Origin of the sequence: Phorcysia thermohydrogeniphila, assembly GCF_004339575.1 — a bacterium.
GTDB classification, from domain to species: domain Bacteria; phylum Aquificota; class Aquificia; order Desulfurobacteriales; family Desulfurobacteriaceae; genus Phorcysia; species Phorcysia thermohydrogeniphila.
In genome coordinates, this window is the sequence record NZ_SMFV01000002.1 from 56026 (window position 1) to 73457 (window position 17432).

Annotated in this window: 21 protein-coding genes and 4 tRNA genes; 19 read left to right on the top strand and 6 right to left on the bottom strand. The window is 45.6% G+C overall.

The genetic code is table 11. The features are described 5' to 3' along the window. Positions 1-13: 13 nt before the first annotated feature. Positions 14-964: an RluA family pseudouridine synthase gene (locus CLV27_RS02990; RefSeq protein WP_132525685.1), complete on the top strand. Its 951-nt coding sequence runs from the start codon at positions 14-16 to the stop codon at positions 962-964. A gap of 11 nt (positions 965-975) precedes the next feature. Here CLV27_RS02990 and tgt read toward each other — a convergent pair whose 3' ends face one another. Next, the gene (gene tgt / locus CLV27_RS02995; RefSeq protein ID WP_132525687.1) at positions 976-2088 is read right to left on the bottom strand and encodes a tRNA guanosine(34) transglycosylase Tgt; all 1113 of its coding nucleotides are present in this window, start codon (positions 2086-2088) and stop codon (positions 976-978) included. A gap of 78 nt (positions 2089-2166) precedes the next feature. Next, positions 2167-2730, bottom strand: coding sequence for a ribosome hibernation-promoting factor, HPF/YfiA family (gene hpf, locus CLV27_RS03000; RefSeq protein WP_132525689.1), 564 nt, complete (start codon positions 2728-2730; stop codon positions 2167-2169). Between the two features lie 68 nt (positions 2731-2798). Here hpf and CLV27_RS03005 point away from each other — a divergent pair, with 68 nt between their 5' ends. Genes CLV27_RS03005 through CLV27_RS03015 form a run of 3 tightly spaced genes read left to right on the top strand, consistent with a single transcriptional unit; the run spans position 2799 to position 4751 of the window. Next, positions 2799-3794 carry a DUF814 domain-containing protein gene (locus CLV27_RS03005; RefSeq protein WP_132525691.1) on the top strand — a complete coding sequence of 332 codons (996 nt, stop codon included), beginning with the start codon at positions 2799-2801 and terminating at the stop codon, positions 3792-3794. A 13-nt stretch (positions 3795-3807) separates the two neighbouring features. Next, entirely contained in the window at positions 3808-4278 is a 471-nt protein-coding gene (locus CLV27_RS03010) for a universal stress protein (protein ID WP_132525693.1), read from the top strand. Beyond that, positions 4278-4751, top strand: coding sequence for a universal stress protein (locus CLV27_RS03015; protein WP_132525695.1), 474 nt, complete (start codon positions 4278-4280; stop codon positions 4749-4751). Before CLV27_RS03010 ends, CLV27_RS03015 begins: the two co-directional genes overlap by 1 nt. 176 nt (positions 4752-4927) lie before the next feature. Here CLV27_RS03015 and CLV27_RS03020 read toward each other — a convergent pair whose 3' ends face one another. Beyond that, positions 4928-6280 (bottom strand): alginate export family protein, encoded by a 1353-nt coding sequence (locus CLV27_RS03020; RefSeq protein WP_132525697.1) that lies wholly within the window; start codon positions 6278-6280, stop codon positions 4928-4930. A 208-nt stretch (positions 6281-6488) separates the two neighbouring features. Between CLV27_RS03020 and CLV27_RS03025 the strand changes: the two genes are divergently transcribed. The 11 genes from CLV27_RS03025 to ispD all read left to right on the top strand — a co-directional run bounded on the left by CLV27_RS03025 (position 6489) and on the right by ispD (position 13798). Next, a tRNA-Ser gene (locus CLV27_RS03025) sits at positions 6489-6583 on the top strand. A gap of 6 nt (positions 6584-6589) precedes the next feature. Then, positions 6590-6665 (top strand) — tRNA-Lys (locus CLV27_RS03030). Between the two features lie 15 nt (positions 6666-6680). After that, positions 6681-6775: transfer RNA gene (locus CLV27_RS03035), tRNA-Ser, on the top strand. Between the two features lie 80 nt (positions 6776-6855). Continuing rightward, a complete protein-coding gene (gene hisD / locus CLV27_RS03040) occupies positions 6856-8160 on the top strand; it encodes a histidinol dehydrogenase (protein WP_132525699.1) in 1305 nt (434 codons plus the stop codon). 58 nt (positions 8161-8218) lie between these two features. Then, positions 8219-9154 carry an aspartate carbamoyltransferase catalytic subunit gene (locus CLV27_RS03045; RefSeq protein WP_132525701.1) on the top strand — a complete coding sequence of 312 codons (936 nt, stop codon included), beginning with the start codon at positions 8219-8221 and terminating at the stop codon, positions 9152-9154. Further along, positions 9151-9483, top strand: coding sequence for a cytochrome c3 family protein (locus tag CLV27_RS03050; protein ID WP_132525703.1), 333 nt, complete (start codon positions 9151-9153; stop codon positions 9481-9483). Before CLV27_RS03045 ends, CLV27_RS03050 begins: the two co-directional genes overlap by 4 nt. Continuing rightward, positions 9483-10766 carry a dihydroorotase gene (locus tag CLV27_RS03055; protein WP_132526168.1) on the top strand — a complete coding sequence of 428 codons (1284 nt, stop codon included), beginning with the start codon at positions 9483-9485 and terminating at the stop codon, positions 10764-10766. The genes CLV27_RS03050 and CLV27_RS03055 overlap by 1 nt, the downstream gene beginning before the upstream one ends. A gap of 9 nt (positions 10767-10775) precedes the next feature. Further along, positions 10776-11630, top strand: coding sequence for an SDH family Clp fold serine proteinase (locus tag CLV27_RS03060; protein ID WP_132525705.1), 855 nt, complete (start codon positions 10776-10778; stop codon positions 11628-11630). A 10-nt stretch (positions 11631-11640) separates the two neighbouring features. Next, the gene (locus CLV27_RS03065) at positions 11641-12132 is read left to right on the top strand and encodes a CarD family transcriptional regulator (RefSeq protein WP_132525707.1); all 492 of its coding nucleotides are present in this window, start codon (positions 11641-11643) and stop codon (positions 12130-12132) included. Continuing rightward, positions 12129-13109 carry a PIN/TRAM domain-containing protein gene (locus CLV27_RS03070; RefSeq protein ID WP_243644859.1) on the top strand — a complete coding sequence of 327 codons (981 nt, stop codon included), beginning with the start codon at positions 12129-12131 and terminating at the stop codon, positions 13107-13109. Before CLV27_RS03065 ends, CLV27_RS03070 begins: the two co-directional genes overlap by 4 nt. Beyond that, positions 13106-13798, top strand: coding sequence for a 2-C-methyl-D-erythritol 4-phosphate cytidylyltransferase (gene ispD, locus CLV27_RS03075; RefSeq protein WP_132525709.1), 693 nt, complete (start codon positions 13106-13108; stop codon positions 13796-13798). Before CLV27_RS03070 ends, ispD begins: the two co-directional genes overlap by 4 nt. Here the strand turns inward: ispD and CLV27_RS03080 are convergent. From CLV27_RS03080 to CLV27_RS03090, 3 genes are read right to left on the bottom strand one after another with little or no spacing between them, the layout of a single operon-like run. Further along, a complete protein-coding gene (locus CLV27_RS03080) occupies positions 13795-14259 on the bottom strand; it encodes a hypothetical protein (protein WP_132525711.1) in 465 nt (154 codons plus the stop codon). The genes ispD and CLV27_RS03080 overlap by 4 nt on opposite strands. Beyond that, the gene (locus CLV27_RS03085; protein WP_132525713.1) at positions 14256-14558 is read right to left on the bottom strand and encodes a nucleotidyltransferase domain-containing protein; all 303 of its coding nucleotides are present in this window, start codon (positions 14556-14558) and stop codon (positions 14256-14258) included. The genes CLV27_RS03080 and CLV27_RS03085 overlap by 4 nt, the downstream gene beginning before the upstream one ends. Further along, on the bottom strand, positions 14555-15112 hold the full coding sequence (locus CLV27_RS03090) for an RNA methyltransferase (protein WP_132525715.1): 558 nt from the start codon (positions 15110-15112) through the stop codon (positions 14555-14557). Before CLV27_RS03090 ends, CLV27_RS03085 begins: the two co-directional genes overlap by 4 nt. Positions 15113-15214: 102 nt before the next feature. On the opposite strand from CLV27_RS03090, the gene CLV27_RS03095 reads away from it, so the two are divergent. The 4 genes from CLV27_RS03095 to CLV27_RS03110 all read left to right on the top strand — a co-directional run bounded on the left by CLV27_RS03095 (position 15215) and on the right by CLV27_RS03110 (position 17430). After that, positions 15215-15290 (top strand) — tRNA-Gly (locus CLV27_RS03095). 31 nt (positions 15291-15321) lie between these two features. After that, on the top strand, positions 15322-16059 hold the full coding sequence (locus CLV27_RS03100) for an energy transducer TonB (protein WP_132525717.1): 738 nt from the start codon (positions 15322-15324) through the stop codon (positions 16057-16059). Further along, complete coding sequence (locus tag CLV27_RS03105; RefSeq protein WP_132525719.1) at positions 16046-16669, top strand: lysophospholipid acyltransferase family protein; 624 nt, start codon at positions 16046-16048, stop codon at positions 16667-16669. Before CLV27_RS03100 ends, CLV27_RS03105 begins: the two co-directional genes overlap by 14 nt. Further along, the gene (locus CLV27_RS03110) at positions 16657-17430 is read left to right on the top strand and encodes an SAM hydrolase/SAM-dependent halogenase family protein (protein WP_132525721.1); all 774 of its coding nucleotides are present in this window, start codon (positions 16657-16659) and stop codon (positions 17428-17430) included. The genes CLV27_RS03105 and CLV27_RS03110 overlap by 13 nt, the downstream gene beginning before the upstream one ends. Positions 17431-17432: the final 2 nt, after the last annotated feature.

A 17432-nucleotide genomic window follows, 5' to 3' on the forward strand; every position in this document is an offset into this window, starting at 1 on the left:
TCAAGGAGGAGAAATGCCGGAAGTTGTGGTTGAGAGCTCTTTCCACAAGACAAGGCTTGACCAGTTTATTTCCGCTGTTGCCGACATTTCCCGCTCTCAGGCTAAAGAACTTATAGAGGAGGGGCTTGTCCTTGTTGACGGAACTATCGTAAAAAAGCCCTCTTTCAAGGTTAAAGAGGGGCAGAAAGTATCCTTTGAAATACCAGAGCCAGAACCTTTAGAGCTTGAACCTGAGAACATTCCCCTTGACGTTGTCTACGAAGATAGGGACGTTATTGTCATAAATAAGCCTGCAGGTCTTGTTGTTCACCCTGCTCCGGGGCACACTTCCGGAACGCTTGTGAACGCTATCCTTTACCACTGTAAGGATCTTCAGGGAATAGGGGGAACGCTTCGGCCGGGAATTGTTCACAGGCTTGACAAGGACACAGCGGGACTGATAGTCGTTGCAAAGAACGACCTTGCCCAGCAGTCCCTCGTTGAGCAGTTTAAGAACAGGACGGTGGGGAGATTTTACAGAGCCCTCATTTTCGGCATCCCTAAGAAGGAGCACGACCGTATAGTAGTCCCTATCGGAAGGGACAAGTTTGACAGGAAGAAGTTTTCTCCAAGGACAACTTCGCCAAAGGAGGCGATAACAAACTACTGGGTGATTGGAAAGTTCCCAGAGCACAACGTTTCTGAAATAAAGTGTAAGCTTGAAACGGGAAGAACTCATCAGATAAGGGTTCACATGTCCTACTTGGGGCATCCCCTCTTAGGGGATAGGACTTACGGCTATAAGCCTTCTCGGATTGAGGATGAGACTTTAAGGAAGCTTATAGACGAGATGGGAATGCACGCCCTCTGTGCCTACTACCTTGCCTTTGACCACCCAAGGACGGGGGAGAGGATGGAGTTTGAGGTGGAGCTCCCAGAAGGTTATAGGAAAGTTCTGGAGTACTTGGTTTCAGGTGGTTGTTAGTTTTTCCTCTTTTAACCACTTCCTTCCTGTGATGAGTATTTCTCCAAGAAGTTTCTCTTAAACTCCTGAAACTTTCCCTTCTTTATGGCCTCTCTTATGTCTTTCATTAGCCTACCGTAAAAGTGAAGGTTGTGTATTGTATTGAGGATTGCAGCGTTTATTTCTCCAGAAACGTAGAGGTGTCTTAGGTAAGCCCTTGAAAAGTTTTTACAGGTGTAGCAGTCACACTCAGGGTCTACTGGTGAAAAGTCTCTTTTAAACTTTGCAGCTTTTATGTTTATCTTTCCTCTTGAAGTAAAAAGCGTTCCGTTCCTTGCGTTCCTTGTAGGAATAACGCAGTCAAACATATCAACGCCGGCCTCTACGGCCTCTAAAATATCTTCAGGTTTCCCCACTCCCATTAAGTAGCGAGGTTTATCCTCTGGTAGCTGTGAAGCTACAAGCCTCGTTATTCTATACATCTCATCTTTCGGTTCTCCAACGCTTAAACCACCTATTGCAAAACCCTCAAAGGGAAGCTCAGAGAGCATCTCTACACACTTTAGGCGCAGGTCGTTGTAGACTCCTCCCTGAACGATTGCAAAAATCGCCGTTTTGTCCGTCGTCCTTGCCCTTATACTCCTTAATGCCCACCTTACTGTTCTCTCCATTGAGTGCTTGGCATACTCGTAGGTTGCTGGGTAAGGAGTGCACTCGTCTAAGACCATCCCTATATCTACGCCTATTTTCTCCTCAAACTCAACTACAAACTCTGGAGAAAAGAAGTGCTCAGAGCCGTCTATGTGGGACTTAAAGTAGATACCGTCTTCTGTGATTTTCATCAGTTTGGAAAGGCTAAAGACCTGAAAACCTCCGCTGTCTGTGAGGATTAGGCCTTTCCAGCCTGTAAAGGGGTGTATACCTCCAGCTTCTTGAAGTATTTCAAGTCCCGGCCGTAAATAGAGGTGGTAGACATTTGATAGGACTAAGGAGTAACCCATCTGACCGATTCTGTCCCAAGTAACCCCTTTAACTGCTCCAAGCGTTCCAACTGGCATGAAGCAGGGAGTTTCTGTTTCTCCGTGTGTTCCTCTTAAGATTCCATATCTGGCGTTGCCGTCTTTTCTGATAACCTGAAATTCCATAAAAGACTACCTTCCTCTTTTGAAGTTTGTGGTGGATATTTTAACCGGCCTCCCGAAGGAGGCCGAAGGGGAAGGGGATTACTTGCAGGCGGGCATTTCTATGAGGCCTATATTGCCGTCCTTCCTCTTGTAAACAACAGCGGCATTGCCCGTTTCAGCGTTACAGAAGACGAAGAACTCCCTGTTTGAACCTAAGAGTTTTATTACGGCGTCTTCAACGGTGATTGGCTTGTAAAGTTCTGGTTCAACTTCTATTATTTCAATAGGCTTTTCAGAAACTTCCTCCTCAACGAAAGTGATCTGTCTTTTTGACCTCTGGCCTTCCCTTTTGGCTTCGTTTTGAACTTTGTCTTTGAGCCTTCTCAGTTGCTTCTCGGCTGCGTCAACAACATAATCAATGGCTGTGTAGAGGTCATCCGTTTCCTTCTTTATCCTGAGAGTATGGTCAAAGACGTTATAAATGATGATTTCTACAGAGGCGCGATATTTCTCTTTTCTGACGATGATGTCTGCAAATACCTCTCTTTCTTCATCATCCCCTAGATACTTTTCAAGTTTGCTAAACTTTCCCTCCAGAATGTTTTTGATGGCACCTGTTAACTCAATGCCATCTCCAATGAGATTTAGTCTGAGGGTTGCCATCCCTTCCTCCTTGTGGTTTTCTCTTTTCTCTCCTACTTTTAAATTAAATCCTAAAGGAGAAAGTGTCTATGGAGAGAAAGGCTTACCTGCTCTTCTCTGGAGGTCTTGACAGCATAATAGCTGCAAAGCTTTTACAGAAGTTAGGTTTTAAAGTTGTTGGCGTTCACGTTACTTCTCCATTCTTTGAAAAAGAGCCAGAGAAGCTAAAAGAGCTCGCAGAGAAACTGGGCATTGAGCTGAAAATTATTGAGGCCGGCGACGATTACCTTGAGATGCTCAAAAATCCGGTCTACGGTTACGGAAAGAACGTTAATCCCTGCATAGACTGTAAGGCCTACATGCTGAGGAAGTTAAAAGAGATTGCAGGGGATGAAGGAGTAATCGCTACAGGGGAGGTTTTAGGACAGAGACCAATGTCCCAACACATGCAAGCCTTTAGGAGTATAGAGAAGCTCTCTGGTCTAAAGGGCAGGATTTTAAGACCCCTTTCTGGGAAGCTTCTACCTCCGACAATTTATGAGGAGCAGGGGATTGTCAGTAAGGAGGAGCTCCTTGACCTTAAAGGGAGGTCCCGAAAACGCTACCCTGAGATACTGAGAAATCTCGGCATAGACATTGACAACTTGCCCACTCCGGCAGGTGGATGTCTCCTTACAGAGCCTTCCTTTGCCGTTAAAGTTAGAGATTTAATGGAGCACGGTGAGCTTACTTGGGAAAACGTAAGACTCCTCAAGATAGGAAGGCACTTTCGCCTTGGCGACTGTAAGCTTGTAGTTGGTAGGAACGCTGTGGAAAACGCTACGATAAGGAAGATTCTCTCTGATAAAGACTACCTCATTACCGTTCCCGGAATCCCTTCCCCCGATGCTCTCTTAAGGTGTAAGGGTGAACCAGAGAGAGATGTATTAAGGATTGCTGCCGGTATAGTGGCTAGGTACTCTGACGCTAAGAATGAGCCAAAAGTTGAAGTAGCCGTTTACAGAAATGGTAAACTAATAGAAAGGTTGGAGGTAGAACCTATTCGGGATACTACCCCCTACTCCGTTACTCATAAAGGTTCTTGAAGGGGAGGAGAATATGCCTCTTTTTGAGAAGGTTCTCTACTCAACGGACTTTTCTCCTTTGGCAGAGGTTGCCCTTGACTACGTTAAGAAGTTAAAAGAGGCCGGTGAAAAGGAAGTAGTTGTCGTTCACGTTGTTGATGACTTGTCTATAGAGCTTCCAGAGGGAGCTGACCTTATCAGTGAGAAGGAGCTCTACAAAGTCCTTCCTGAAGCTGACCAGAAATACTTGACGTCTAAGCTCGGGAAACTTGAAGCTGTAAAAAATCAGCTTGAATCTTATGGCCTTTCTGTAAAGCTCTACCTAAGGTACGGCAACATTTCTAAGCAAATAGTCAACGTTGCTGATAAAGAAGGTGTAAACCTGATAGTGATGGGAGCTCACGGTAAAGGTTTACTTACAGAGATTTTACTTGGAAGCGTTTCAACGGATGTTATTAGAAACGCAAGCTGTCCTGTTCTAATCGTTAAAAGGAGGGAGGAGTAATGCTGTTTCAGAAAGTTCTCTACCCGGTAGACCTTAAGCCTGCAAGCCTTAACGTAAAACCTTACATCCTCAAGCTAAAAGAGGCAGGATGTCTTGAAGTTCACCTCCTCTACGTCCTTATTCCTTCAGAGTGGGGACTCCTTAAAAGGGAAGAGTACGATTCAGAGGAGAAGATAAGTGCCCTTAGGGGAGTGATGAACGAGGGTTATGTTGAAGGGTTAAAGAAAACCTTTAGAAAAATGCAAGAACTTGCAGAGGAGTTTGAAAAAAGTGGAATAAAAACAAGAGTTCTTATGATACCCGGAGAGCTTGATGAGGTAATAGCCAACTACGCCGAAAAGAACGAGATTAAGCTCGTTGCCCTTGGGATAACTTCAGAGTCTCTTTCCTTTTTCAGGGTTGGAAAGGTTTTAGACATCATAAAGGCAGTTGATAAACCTATTCTGATAGTTAAATCTCCAGAAGAAGAGTAGCTGTTTCAGCGAAAAACTAAAAAATTTAACAAAGAAGGTAGCACCACTTTGCTGGGATGGCTACTCTTCAATTCCATTTTAAAGTTTTGGTTCCGCAGGGTTGATTTTTTAATCGTGTCCTTAAATGAAAAAGGGGGCGCATTTGCGCCCCCTCGTTGGTTTCTTTTTGATTGACCTTAGAACTTGAGGTCAGCTTGGAGCCAGATGTGGTCTTCTGGGTCGTCGTTAGCAAGACCTGCTGCAGCAACGTAAGCATCATCTGGATCAAAGTGGTCCCAACCGAGAGTGAGGCAGAGGTTCTTGCTGTACTTGTACTTAACTGCAAGGTCTGTTTCCCAACCTACGTTGTCCTCTCCTCCGAGAGGAGCATCTTCAGCAGCTTGGAAGTAGTGGAAGTCAAGGTGTGCAGCAATCTTAGCAGCTGGCTTTACGCCAACCTTGAAGTAAAGGTCTGTAACTCCGGGGTAGTTCTCTAGGTTAAGGAGACCACTTCCGTTGAAGGAGTAGAAGTTACCAAGCCATACTACGTCAGCATGACCGAGCCACTTGTGGGCTGTTGGAAGAACGGACCAGAATGCGTCAATATCTCCGTCTGTGCTGTCATCATCTCCAGAGTAGTAGTCATATCCTACAAACACACTTGGAGACCATGTCATGTCTGCAAAGTCAGCTCCAGCTCCTACGCTGAAGAAGTATCCGCCGTAGTCCTTGTTGTCGGGAGAATCTCCACTCTGGGTAGCGGCCTCAATGTTTACCTTAATCTTAGCCATGTCTGTATCAAATACAGGAGTTAAGCGTGCGTAAAGTGTGTTGATGTTAGCGTCGCCAGCGAGGTTTACGAAAATGTCAGTAACTTCGTAAGTTCCGCCAATTCCAAACGGCTTGAAGTTACCCTGCCATGTTGCAACGTAGAGGTCAATATCACCAAGGTCTAAGAGTCCACCGTTGTTATCGGCGTCTGCTGGTACGCCCCATGCGAGGTTCTTAACAGCGTCGTTGAGTTTTCCGTAGAAGAATCCAGCAAGTCCGTAGTCTCCGGCTACGTAACCTACGAGGATTCCATCAAGGGACCTTCCAGCTTGGGACCAACCAACAGCACCTACAAGCCTCTGGTTACCGAGGTTAACTTCTTGACGACCCATTTTAACGATTACGTTTTCAATACCGAATGGGTTAGAAAGGAGCATGTAGGCTTCATGCATGTAGATGTCACCAGTTTGGTCACTATCTAGCCCAAGACCTTGACCGTTGTTACCCCAGTATCCGACAGCTTGAGGTGTGAATACGGCTGTTACACCGTCGGCAAGTTGAGCCTTGATTTGGATTCTTGCTCTGTAAGTACCGAGAATTTCCTTACCCATGTCCTCGCCGAGCCTATTGGCCCACCACTCAATCCTTTGCCTTAACTGACCGCTAATTGTGATTTTGGTGTCTCCCATATCCATGTCACCAGCTTTTGCGGGAGAAACGGGTACTATAAGTGCTGCTGCGAGCCCCATTAGGGTCGCTGCTTTGAGTGCCTTTCTCATCTTAAAACCTCCCCATCAAAGTTTTTTAAGTATTTTCAACTTTCTCACACTGCAATTTAACATTCTTTTTGATGGGATGTCAAGCTATTTTCCTTCAATCTTCATTTTACAAGTTGCAAATATGCAAAGCTGCTAATGAACCTTTTAATCTAATTATATCCTGTTGACAGCTGGTGGCAACGGGTATATCTTTTCTTACGCAGTTCGCGGAGGGGTGGCCGAGTCTGGCTGAAGGCGGGTGACTTGAAATCACCTGAGGGCCTAACCGGCCCTCCGAGGGTTCAAATCCCTCCCCCTCCGCCAGAAAGTGGGCCGGTAGCTCAGCTGGTAGAGCAACGGACTTTTAATCCGTAGGTCGGAGGTTCGAATCCTCCCCGGCTCACCACTTTTTGTTATTAACGGAGAGGTGGCCGAGTGGCTGAAGGCGCCCGCCTGCTAAGCGGGTGTACGGGTTTAAAGCCCGTACCGCGGGTTCGAATCCCGCCCTCTCCGCCACATCTTCTAAAAATCCCGCCTGAAAGGTCCCGCCTTTGTTTATAATTTTCCTTTGAGAAAGTTCTTCAAAAGGAGTGGTTATGAGAAAAGTAGACTTAAGGAAAAAAAATTGGAAAAATGACCCTGAACTTTTGAGAATTAAAAATCGTGGGCAGGGATTAGAAAGTAAGTACGCCCAGAGTGTTCTTGAGATAATTGAAAACGTAAAGAAATTTGGTGATAGCGCTGTTTTTTCTTATGCGCGGAAGTTTGACAAAGTAGAGCTTACATCGGAGAACGTTAGAGTTTCCGAAGAGGAAATAGAAGAAGCATTTAAAAAGGTAGAGCCTGAAGTTGTTGAGGCTATAAGAACTGCAGTTGAGAGGGTCAAGAAATTCCACGAGCATCAAAAGGAAAATTCTTACTTTGTAACAGAACCCGGAATAGTTCTTGGTCAAAAGGTTGTTCCCTTAGAGAGCGTGGGAATTTACGTTCCGGGAGGGAAAGCTTCTTATCCTTCTTCCGTTGTTATGAATGCCGTTCCTGCAAAGGTAGCAGGTGTAGAGAAGGTAATAATGATTACGCCTGCAAGAGGGACATTTGAAGTTAATCCTTATTCTTTAGTCGCAGCAAAGCTTTCTGGCGTTGATGAAATTTACAGAGTTGGGGGTGCCCACGGAGTTGCGGCAATTGCTTTTGGCACAGAGTCAATTCCAAAGGTTGACAAGATAGTAGGTCCCGGTAACATCTACGTTGCCCTTGCTAAGAAGTTTTTATTTGGAACTGTTGATATTGATATGGTGGCAGGACCAAGCGAGATACTTGTAATTGCCGATGAAACGGCGAATCCAGAGTGGGTTGCGGTTGACCTCCTCTCTCAGGCTGAGCACGACGAGCTGGCAGGAGCTTTCTTAGTAACTCATAGGGAAGATGTAGCTGATGCTGTTATAGGTGCTTTAAACGAGACCCTTAAGAAACTTAAACGAAAGGAGATTGCTCAGAAGTCCATAGAGAACTTTGGAACAGCCTTCATAACGAGGGATATCTATCACTCCTGTGAGGTTGCGAACCTCATAGCTCCAGAACACCTTGAGGTGGCAACAAAAGAACCCTTTGCTCTCCTTGACTACATAAAGAATGCGGGGGCTATTTTCTTGGGACATTACACTTGCGAGTCTTTAGGAGACTACGTTCTTGGGCCAAACCACGTTCTTCCAACAGGCGGAAGCGCAAGGTTCTTCTCTCCTCTTGGGGTTTATGATTTTGTAAAGAGGTCTTCTGTTCTTTATGTTAGCAACGAGGGCTTTAGGAGAGTTTCCCAGCCTGCAAAGGATTTAGCCGAGTGTGAGGGGCTTGAAGCTCACGGTTTGGCGGTTAAAGTGCGGGAAGAATGCTCACAGAAGTAGGGAATGGAGTTGAAAGGGTTTTAAAAGTTGAAGAGCCATTTCCGAAAAAGAGGGAGAAATGAGACACTTAATTTCTGCAGAAGACGTTAGTAGAGAGCTCTTTTACGAGATATACAACCTCTCCTGTCGGGTGAAAAAAGCCCTAAGGGAAGGGAGAAAAAAGTTTTCTGTTCTCAGAGGAAAGTGTGTTGTTAACCTCTTCTTTGAGCCTTCAACGAGGACCCGCTCTTCCTTTGAGAAAGCTGGGAAGTTTCTATCTGCCGACGTTATCAACATAACGGCTTCTGCAAGTAGTGTGAAAAAGGGAGAAACTTTAATTGACACGCTGAAAAACCTTGATATGATGCACCCAGACGTTGTAGTTCTTAGGCATCCATGTGAGGGAGCTCCCTACACCGTCTCTAAGTTTATAAGGGCTTCAATCGTCAACGCCGGAGATGGCCGTCATCAGCATCCCACTCAGGCGCTCCTTGATGCTGTTACTCTGGTTGAACACTTTGGAACTCTTGAAGGTAAAAGAATAACTATCATAGGCGACATCGCTAACAGTAGGGTGGCAAGGTCTGACGCAATTCTTTTCAGGAAACTTGGGGCTGAGGTTTTTGTTTTTGGTCCATCCACTATGATGCCCCGTTTTCCAGAGGCAATTGGTGTAAAAAGGTTAAGCTCTTTTGAGGAAGTGGCGGAAGTTTCTGATGCTGTGATTCTCTTAAGAATTCAGCTTGAAAGACAGGACGCAAAGAAAGTTTTCCCGTCACTTAAAGAGTATGCAGAGCTCTTTGGAATGAACAAAAAACGACTTTCCATGCTAAAGCCAGAAACTGTTATCCTTCACCCCGGACCTTTCAATAGGGGCGTGGAGCTAAACAACGATGTCGTGAATTCAGACCGTTCCCTTATATTTTCGCAGGTTGAAACGGGACTTGCAGTGAGAATGGTAATTCTTTCGCTCCTTTGCGGCAGGAAGGAAAAGCTAAAGGAGGAGATAGCATGAGGAGAGTTCTCTTATTGGGAGGAATAATCCTCCTCTTTGGGTGTATAGAAGGAGGCGTTTTAAACAAGGATCTTGTGTATAAAAACGAAAAAGGAGACGTTGTCTTTAGTCACGTTTACCATGTGAAAGTGAAAAAGCAGAGGTGTTCCTATTGCCACCCAAAGCTCTTTAAGAAAAGGTTTGGGACTACCAAGTTTACGATGCAGGATATCTGGGAAGGCAAGTTCTGTGGGGCTTGCCATAACGGAGTGAAAGCCTTTGATGCTAAGAAGCAGGAGAACTGCTCAAGGTGTCACCGTGGGAAAACAACGGAAGAGGTGAGAAAGTAATGACGTCTTTGCTTATAAGAGGAGGAAAAGTAGTAGACCCTTCTCAGGGGATTGAGGGGAAGTTTGACGTTCTTATAGAGAATGGAAGAGTTGTTAGGATAGAGAAAAACATTTCGCCTTCTGAGGCTTCTTCCGTTCTTGACGTTAACGGACTTGTAGTGTCTCCCGGATTTATTGACCTTCACGCCCATTTGAGGGACCCCGGACAGGAGTGGAAGGAAGATATAGAGAGTGGCTCTCAGGCTGCAGTTGCCGGTGGAATTACGTCCGTTTGCTGTATGGCCAATACCGACCCTGTCAACGATAACCCGACTGTTACAAAGTACATAGTTGATAAGGCGAAACGGGTAGGCTTGTGCGATGTTTTCCCGATAGGGGCTATTACGAAGGGGTTAAAGGGAGAAGAACTTGCAGAAATAGGCCTTATGGTGAAGGCAGGAATTGTTGCGATTTCTGACGATGGAGAGGCTACGAAGGACTCTAAGCTTCTCCGAAATGCTATGGACTACGCTAAGAGCTTGGGAATTCCCGTTTTCACCCACAGCGAGGACAAAAGTTTGTCTGCCGGTGGCCATATGAACGAGGGAGTTCTTTCCAACTACCTCGGAGTTCCCGGAATGCCGGCAGAGGCGGAAGAAATAGGAGTAATTAGGGATATCCTACTCGCAAAGTTAACAGGAGTACACCTTCACATCTGTCACGTTTCAACCAAGGGAGCTCTTGAGATAATAAAGCGGGCAAAAGAGGAAGGAGTAAGGGTAACCTGCGAGGTTACCCCTCATCACTTTACGCTGACAGAAGAGGCCGTAAAGGGTTTTGATACGAACGCAAAGATGTGTCCTCCTTTGAGAACAAAGAGGGATGTAGAGGCCTGTAAAGAATCTTTAAGAACAGGTGTAGCCGACGTTATAGCCACCGACCACGCTCCCCACTCAGAGGACGAAAAGCTTGTTGAGTTCTGCCAAGCTCCCTTTGGAATAATAGGTTTTCAGACCTTACTTCCTCTCTCTCTAAATTTGGTGAGGGAAGGCTACCTTACACTCCCTCAGTTAATAGAGAAGCTTTCTGTTAACCCGGCTAAGATAATAAACAAGAAAGATATAGGAACATTAAGGCCCGGGGCGAGGGCAAACGTTACTATTTTTGACCCTGAAGAGGAGTACACCTTTACTAAGGAGATGATAAAGTCAAAGAGCTCCAACACTCCGTTCTTAGGTTGGAAACTAAAAGGAAAAGTGAAATTTACAATTTATAATGGTAAAATTGTTTTTAAAGATTTGTAAGGAGAGTCAATGCACGGTCCCAGTTTCTTTGATATCTTCTGGCTCTTAATTATTTTCTTTTCCCTCCTGCCCCTCTTCCAGCAGAAAAACCTTGAGTGGGCTCGCCTTCGCCTTATAAAGGAAATTGAGAGAAAACGTAAGTCCCGCGTGATTACTATGATTCACCGTCAGGAAAGGATTGCCTTTATGGGTTTTCCCCTCGTCCGTTACATAACGATTGAGGATTCAGAAAGGATACTGAGAGCAATAAGGATGACTCCTGATGATATGCCGATAGACCTGATAATTCACACACCCGGCGGGCTTGCGTTGGCTGCGACCCAGATAGCTTCTGCCTTGGCAAAGAGAAAAGCTCCCGTTAGGGTAATAGTCCCCCACTACGCCATGTCTGGAGGAACCCTCATTGCCCTTGCAGCCGACGAGATAGTTATGGACCCCAACGCAGTTCTTGGTCCCCTTGACCCCCAACTTGGGCAGTTCCCAGCTCCTTCTATTGTGAAAGTTGCCCAGATGAAAAAGACAGGGCTAAAGGATGAAACCCTGATACTTGCTGACGTTGCAGAGAAGGCTCTTACCCAGATGAAGAATACGATAGTTAGAATTTTAACGATGAAAGGCCACGAGAAAGAGAAGGCAGAGAGGATAGCTGACCTGTTAACTTCTGGCTACTGGACCCACGACTACCCCTTGACCGTTGAGGTGATGAAAGAGCTGGGGCTTTCAGTTTCAACTGAAGTTCCGGCTGAGGTTTACGACCTTATGGAGCTCTACTACCAGCCTGTAGGGCAGCCTTCTGTCCAGTACGTCCCCGTTCCTTACGGGGAACCTAAGAAGGGAGAGGTTCCGGTAAGGAAACCACATTAGGAGCTTAAAGGTGTTTAAGGTAGGAGATAAGGTTGCCTGCCCCCCTCACGGCGTTGGAATAATTGAAGGAACAGAAGAAAGAGAAATCGGGGGCAAGAAGATACTTTACTTCAGAATATCTCTTGTTGGGAAAAACATGTCTATCCTGATACCAGAAGGGGCTTTAGAAACTTCGGGAATACGCCCGATACTTTCAGAAGAGGAGATAGAGGAAATATTCCGCTACCTTGCAGAGGTTCCAACAAACATCAGCGAAAAGTGGACTGTCAGACACAGGCTTAACATTGATAGGTTAAAGACGGGAAACCTTAAAGAGCTTGCAACGGTGGTTAGGAATCTTTCTTACAGGGCTAAGGATAAAGAGCTCTCCTACTCAGAGAAGAGAATGTTTGAAGAGGCCTTCGGTAAACTCTCGGAGGAGATAGCTCTTTCTCTCGGGGAGCCTGTTAAGAAAGTTAAGCAGAAAATAAGGAAGATACTCAAAGAGGTTAAAAAGCCGTGATATCAAAGTTCATAGGCGGTTTTTTCCTCTTTCTCCTCTTCATTTCAACTGCCATATTCAAACACTACGGCTTTACGCTAACCCAGTCCCTCATTGTTGGTATTTTCATCTCGGCGGCGTCCTTTCTCTTCTACGAGTTTGTCATTAGGAAGAGGCTAAAGATAAGGGTCATCATACTCTTTTCAGCGGGCTTCTTCTTAGGTCTTCTCCTTGCGCAAGGTATAACCCTTTCTCTCTACTCTATCTTTACGAGCCTCCCCTACCTTCAGGAAATTCTCTTCATTACTCTACCTTACCTCTTTGGATTTACTGCCGTTGAGGTGGCAAAGGGAAAGCCGTTAGCAGAGCTCCTAAAGGAAGAGAGAGGGCTTTACTGTACTCCGAAGGTTGTTGATACGAGTGCACTGATAGACGGGCGGATTGTTGAGATAGCCAAGAATGGCTTCCTTGAAGGGAAGATAATCATTCCAAGGTTCGTTTTAGAGGAGCTCCAGAACCTTGCCGACTCTACCGACCCGATGATAAGGACTAAGGGAAAGAAGGGTCTTGAGATGGTTTCACAGCTGAGAGGACTTGAAAAGCCTCCAGTTGAGATATACGAGAGGGACATCCCTTGGATAAAGGATGTTGACTCAAAGCTTGTGGAGCTCTCAAGGAGGCTCAGGGCAAAGCTTGTAACGACGGACTACAACCTGAACAGAATAGCGACAATAAAAGGAGTAGAAATCCTGAACATAAACGACCTTGCCAATGCCCTAAAGCCTGTAGTTGCCGTAGGAGAGGAGCTCGTTATTTTCCTTGTCAAGGAAGGTAAGGAGAAGAATCAAGGTGTTGGCTACCTTGACGATGGAACAATGGTTGTTGTTGATAACGCCAAACACCTCATAGGGCATAAAGTAAAGGTTCTCGTTAACAACCTTCTTCAGACGTCGGCAGGAAAAATCATATTTGCAAGGGTGAAAGAGGTAGTAAAGTGAGGTACGCTGTAATTCCAGCTGCAGGGGTTGGCAGGAGGTTCGGGGGGAAAAAGCAGTTTTTCACGGTCCACGGCCGTTTCTTAATTGAGTATCCTTTAAGCATTTTCCAAAAAAGTGAGCTCATAGGAGGAATAGTTCTCGTTTTACCGGCGGAAGACGTTGACTTTGGGGAGAGGTTAAAGGAGAAGTACCCCAAGATTAAGAAAGTTGTAGAAGGAGGTTCAGAGAGGCAAGAGTCGGTCTATAGAGGCCTTACAGCCATTGATGAGCCGGTTAGGGAGGTGGTTGTTCACGACGGCGTTAGGCCTGTGATAGATACTGCTCTTATAAGGGAGCTCGTAATTGCCCTTTCTGACTACGATGTGGACGGCGTAATCTGTGGCGTGAGGCCAAAGGAAACAGTTAAAGAGGTTGGCTCTCCCTTAGAGCCGGGTGACTTTTTCGTTAAGAGGACTCTTAACAGGGATAAGCTGATACTCGTTCAGACTCCCCAAGTTTTTAACTACAGCGTCCTCTTAGAGTGCCACGAAAGGGCTCGGGAGGAGGACTTTTGGGCAACAGACGATTCTGCCCTCCTTGAAAGGTACGGCTACACGGTTATCTCAATTCCGGGAGATTACAGGAACATAAAGGTAACTACTAGGGAAGACTTAGAAATCGTATCCATCTTCTTGAGAGAAAAACTTTAATTTCTTTTAAACTTGGGTAGAAGTTCATTTTCGGCGTATGAGATGACTCTTTCGGATATCTTAAGGAGCTTTTTGGAAGCGTATATAACTTCCTTAAGCTTTTCGTGAAGGCGTTCCCCGACGTACTCGTGGGCAAGCTCGTTCCTTAGGTCCTTTAAGGCCATCAGCTCTTCAAAGTTTTCTACAAAGCCCCTTTTTTCAGCTCTTATGGCTATGTCAAGCTTTGTTCCAACGTCTTCAAACTCAAGGATATCTATACCTCTTAGAATTCGGTTTATCAGCATATCAACGCTTCTTGAAAAGCGTGAGAATAAAGCTTCAATGGCTTCAAGCTGGGAGTCTGTAAGGCTCTTAGGGTCTTTATCTACAAGCCCTTGGCATTTTTTGAGGGATTTTTTTAACCACTCAAGGTTGTTTTTGAAATCTTTAAGGTTTTTGAGGAAGACTTCAAGCTTTCTCATATCTCAATCCCTTCTTCTATGGCAAGTTTTACGAATGGGTCTTCTAAATTTTCCCTGCTTGCCACTATAAGGTCTATCTTCCTGTCGCCGAGCTTTTTTATGAGCTCCACTCTTATCTTTCTTCTTGTTTTCCAGTCTATAGCGTCGGAAATAACTAAGATATCTATGTCACCTCCTCGTAAGTTGGGGTTTGCCCTTGAGCCGAAGATGAGCACTTTTGCCTTTTCATCAAAACTCTTTACGGTAGTTTTTATGGCTTCAAGTTCTTCCTCAGAGAGCCTTACCCGGCGGGAAGTCATGGGAGCTCTCCCAGTAGCCTGTCAAGGATTATCGCCGCTGCCGACCTGACGGATAGGTGGTTGTAGTCGGTAGCGCCTCTTATTGGCTCTAAGATGTAGTCGGCCGACTTTATGAACTCTTCGGTTAGTCCCCAGCCGGTTCCAAAGCAGATGATTAGGTCCTCTCCTTCCTCTATTTTTGACCTGAGGAACTTAAAAGATACAGCTCCTTCGTACTCCCTTGCAGAGGTAACCACAACTTTCGGCTTTACTCCATCTTCCTTTTCTATGTCCTTCAGGACGTCCTCAAAGTAGGGGAGAGATCTAACGAGCTTTAGGGCTTCCCAGCGTTTTGGGTTGTACTCCTTTCCGTGTCCGCCCTGCCAAAAAGCGAGGAGTTTATTGGCGAGCCACAGGTGATTTTCTATTGGCTGGACTATGTAGTAACGTTTTACCCCATAGGTTCTTGAGGCTCTTGCTATATCGTGGATGTCAAGAGTGGTTAGGGAAGTTGCAACCACTCTCCTTTCCTTGTTGTAAACGGGGTAGTGGAGTAATGCTGTGTATACGGCCATTCCTTTCCGTCCTTAAGGTTTTGTGTAGGTTTAAGAATAGCAAAATTTTTTGTGGAGTTGACCCAGTTTTCCTTTAGGATATTATTATTTATTACAGTAAGGGCGGGCGTAGCTCAGGTGGTAGAGCATCAGCTTCCCAAGCTGAGGGTCGCGGGTTCGAGTCCCGTCGCCCGCTCCAGATTATCAATTCCTCGTAAACGGAATTCTGAATGGAAAAAGAAATAAAGACTGACCTTTTAGCCTTTTCTGTATCTGTACTTTTGCACGCGTTGGTTTTTTCTATGCCCTTTTTTTCTAAGGCTTTTTCCGTTAGGACCTACCAGATAGCAGATGTCCTTCCCATTTCCTTTGATACGGTAGTTGACTCTTCACTTGTGGGGGTAAGGTCTATAAAAGGGGATAGGGAGAGCTCCTCAAACAGAGCAGCTACGTTCCTCCCTTCAGGAAGGAACTCCAGAAAGCTAAGGAAAGTAGGAGAGGCTGGTAGAGAGGCTTCAAGAGCTGGAAGGTTTCGTTCCTCTGAAAGGGAGGGTAAAAGAGCTTTCCCTTCTGGCGAAAGAGCTTTAAGCGTTAGGAGAGGAAATGGTCAGCTTACGCTTTCATGGTCAATTAACGTGCCTGACGGTAAGTACAGTAAAAAGCTACCGGCCGTTAGTGCCCGGAAGATAGTTCCTTACCTCTTGAAAGTAAGGGATAAGATAATGTCCAACTGGAAGAATCCTTACTTTGGTAAAAGCTTGTCGCAGGAAAATAGGAGAGTAGTTATCTACGTGACAATTAACAGAAATGGGAAGCTTGACGAGATTAACGTTGAACGTTTTTCTCCGGATATGGCCTTTAACCGCTCGGCGATTTCTGCTATTTATTCCTCTGAGCCTTTTGACCCTATTCCTCCCTCTATAAACCTTGATAGAGTAAGAGTAAAGGTGAACTTTGAGGTTAAGTAAGCCATACGTTGCATCCCTCCTTTTGAGGGCATGGGTTAAGACCTTAAAGGTAGAGGTTGAGTTTCTCGCAGAGCCCACTTTTCCCTCTATTATTGCCTTTTGGCACGGAAGGATGTTTCTACTACCTTTTGTTTTCAGGAGTTACGCCTCGCAAGTTTCTATTCTCATAAGCCGTCACAGGGATGGGGAGTTTGCTACTCGTTTAGTAGAGGCTTTAGGTTTTTCAACAGTTAGGGGCTCTACTGGTAAAGGAAAAGGAGGGGATAGGGCTTTCCTTGAAATGGTTAGACTTTTAAAGTCTGGTATGTCTGTGGCAATAACTCCTGATGGTCCAAGAGGTCCAAGGGAAGTGGTAAAGCCGGGAGTAGCTCGTCTTTCAATAAAGACCGGAGTGCCCATCTACCCTTTGACCTTTTCCTGTAGCCGTGGAAAAAAGCTTAACTCTTGGGATAGATTTTTGATTCCCTATCCTTTTTCCCGGTGCAAAGTGATCCTTGGAAAGCCGATATATCCTCAAGGGTATGAGGAAGAAGAGCTTGTTAAAAAGGTAGAATTAGAACTACAGAGGTTAACCGAAACCTGTGATGGGGAGATGGGATGGAAGGCTTAGTAGCAATAATCTCGGACTACGGTCTAAAAGACCACTACGTTGGGACTCTTCACGGCGCTATAAAGCTAATATCCCCAGACGTTCAAATCGTTGACATTACCCACAACGTTAGACCTTTTGACTTGGTTGACGCGGCCGTCAAGCTCAAGTGGTCCTACAAATACTTTCCAAGAGGAACTGTATTTTTGGTCCTTGTTGACCCAGACCCGACGGCAGAGCCGATAATCGTAACAACGGAGAGGTTCTTTGTCGTCTGTCCGAATAACGGAGTTGGAAGTTTAATGTTTGAGGAAGAGCCCCCAGAGAAAGTTTACCGAATAAACGCAGACCACTACTTCATCAGTGGAGAGGGGAACTTCAGGGGTAGAAATCAGCTTGCTCCTATTGCGGCGGAGCTCTCACGCCTTGGCTCAGCCCGTCACTTCGGCGAAGAGCTGGAAATGTCAAAGCTTAAACGCTTCAGGCTACCACAGCCTACAGAGGTTTCTCCGGGAGTGGTTGAAACGATTATCTTAGACATAGACCACTTCGGTAACATCGTCCTTAACTTGGAGTATAACGGTAAAGAGCCACTCTACGCCGAAGTGGCCGGAAAGAGGATACAGAAGGTGAAGAGTTCCTTTGCTGGAGTTCAAAAGGGAGAGCTCTTCCTCTCTGTGAACCCGGAAGGCTACTTCCAGATAGTCGCCTACATGGCAAGTGCTGCTCAGCTCCTGCAGGCAAAGAGAGGTATGAAAGTCAGGGTTGTCTTTCAGGGGTAGTG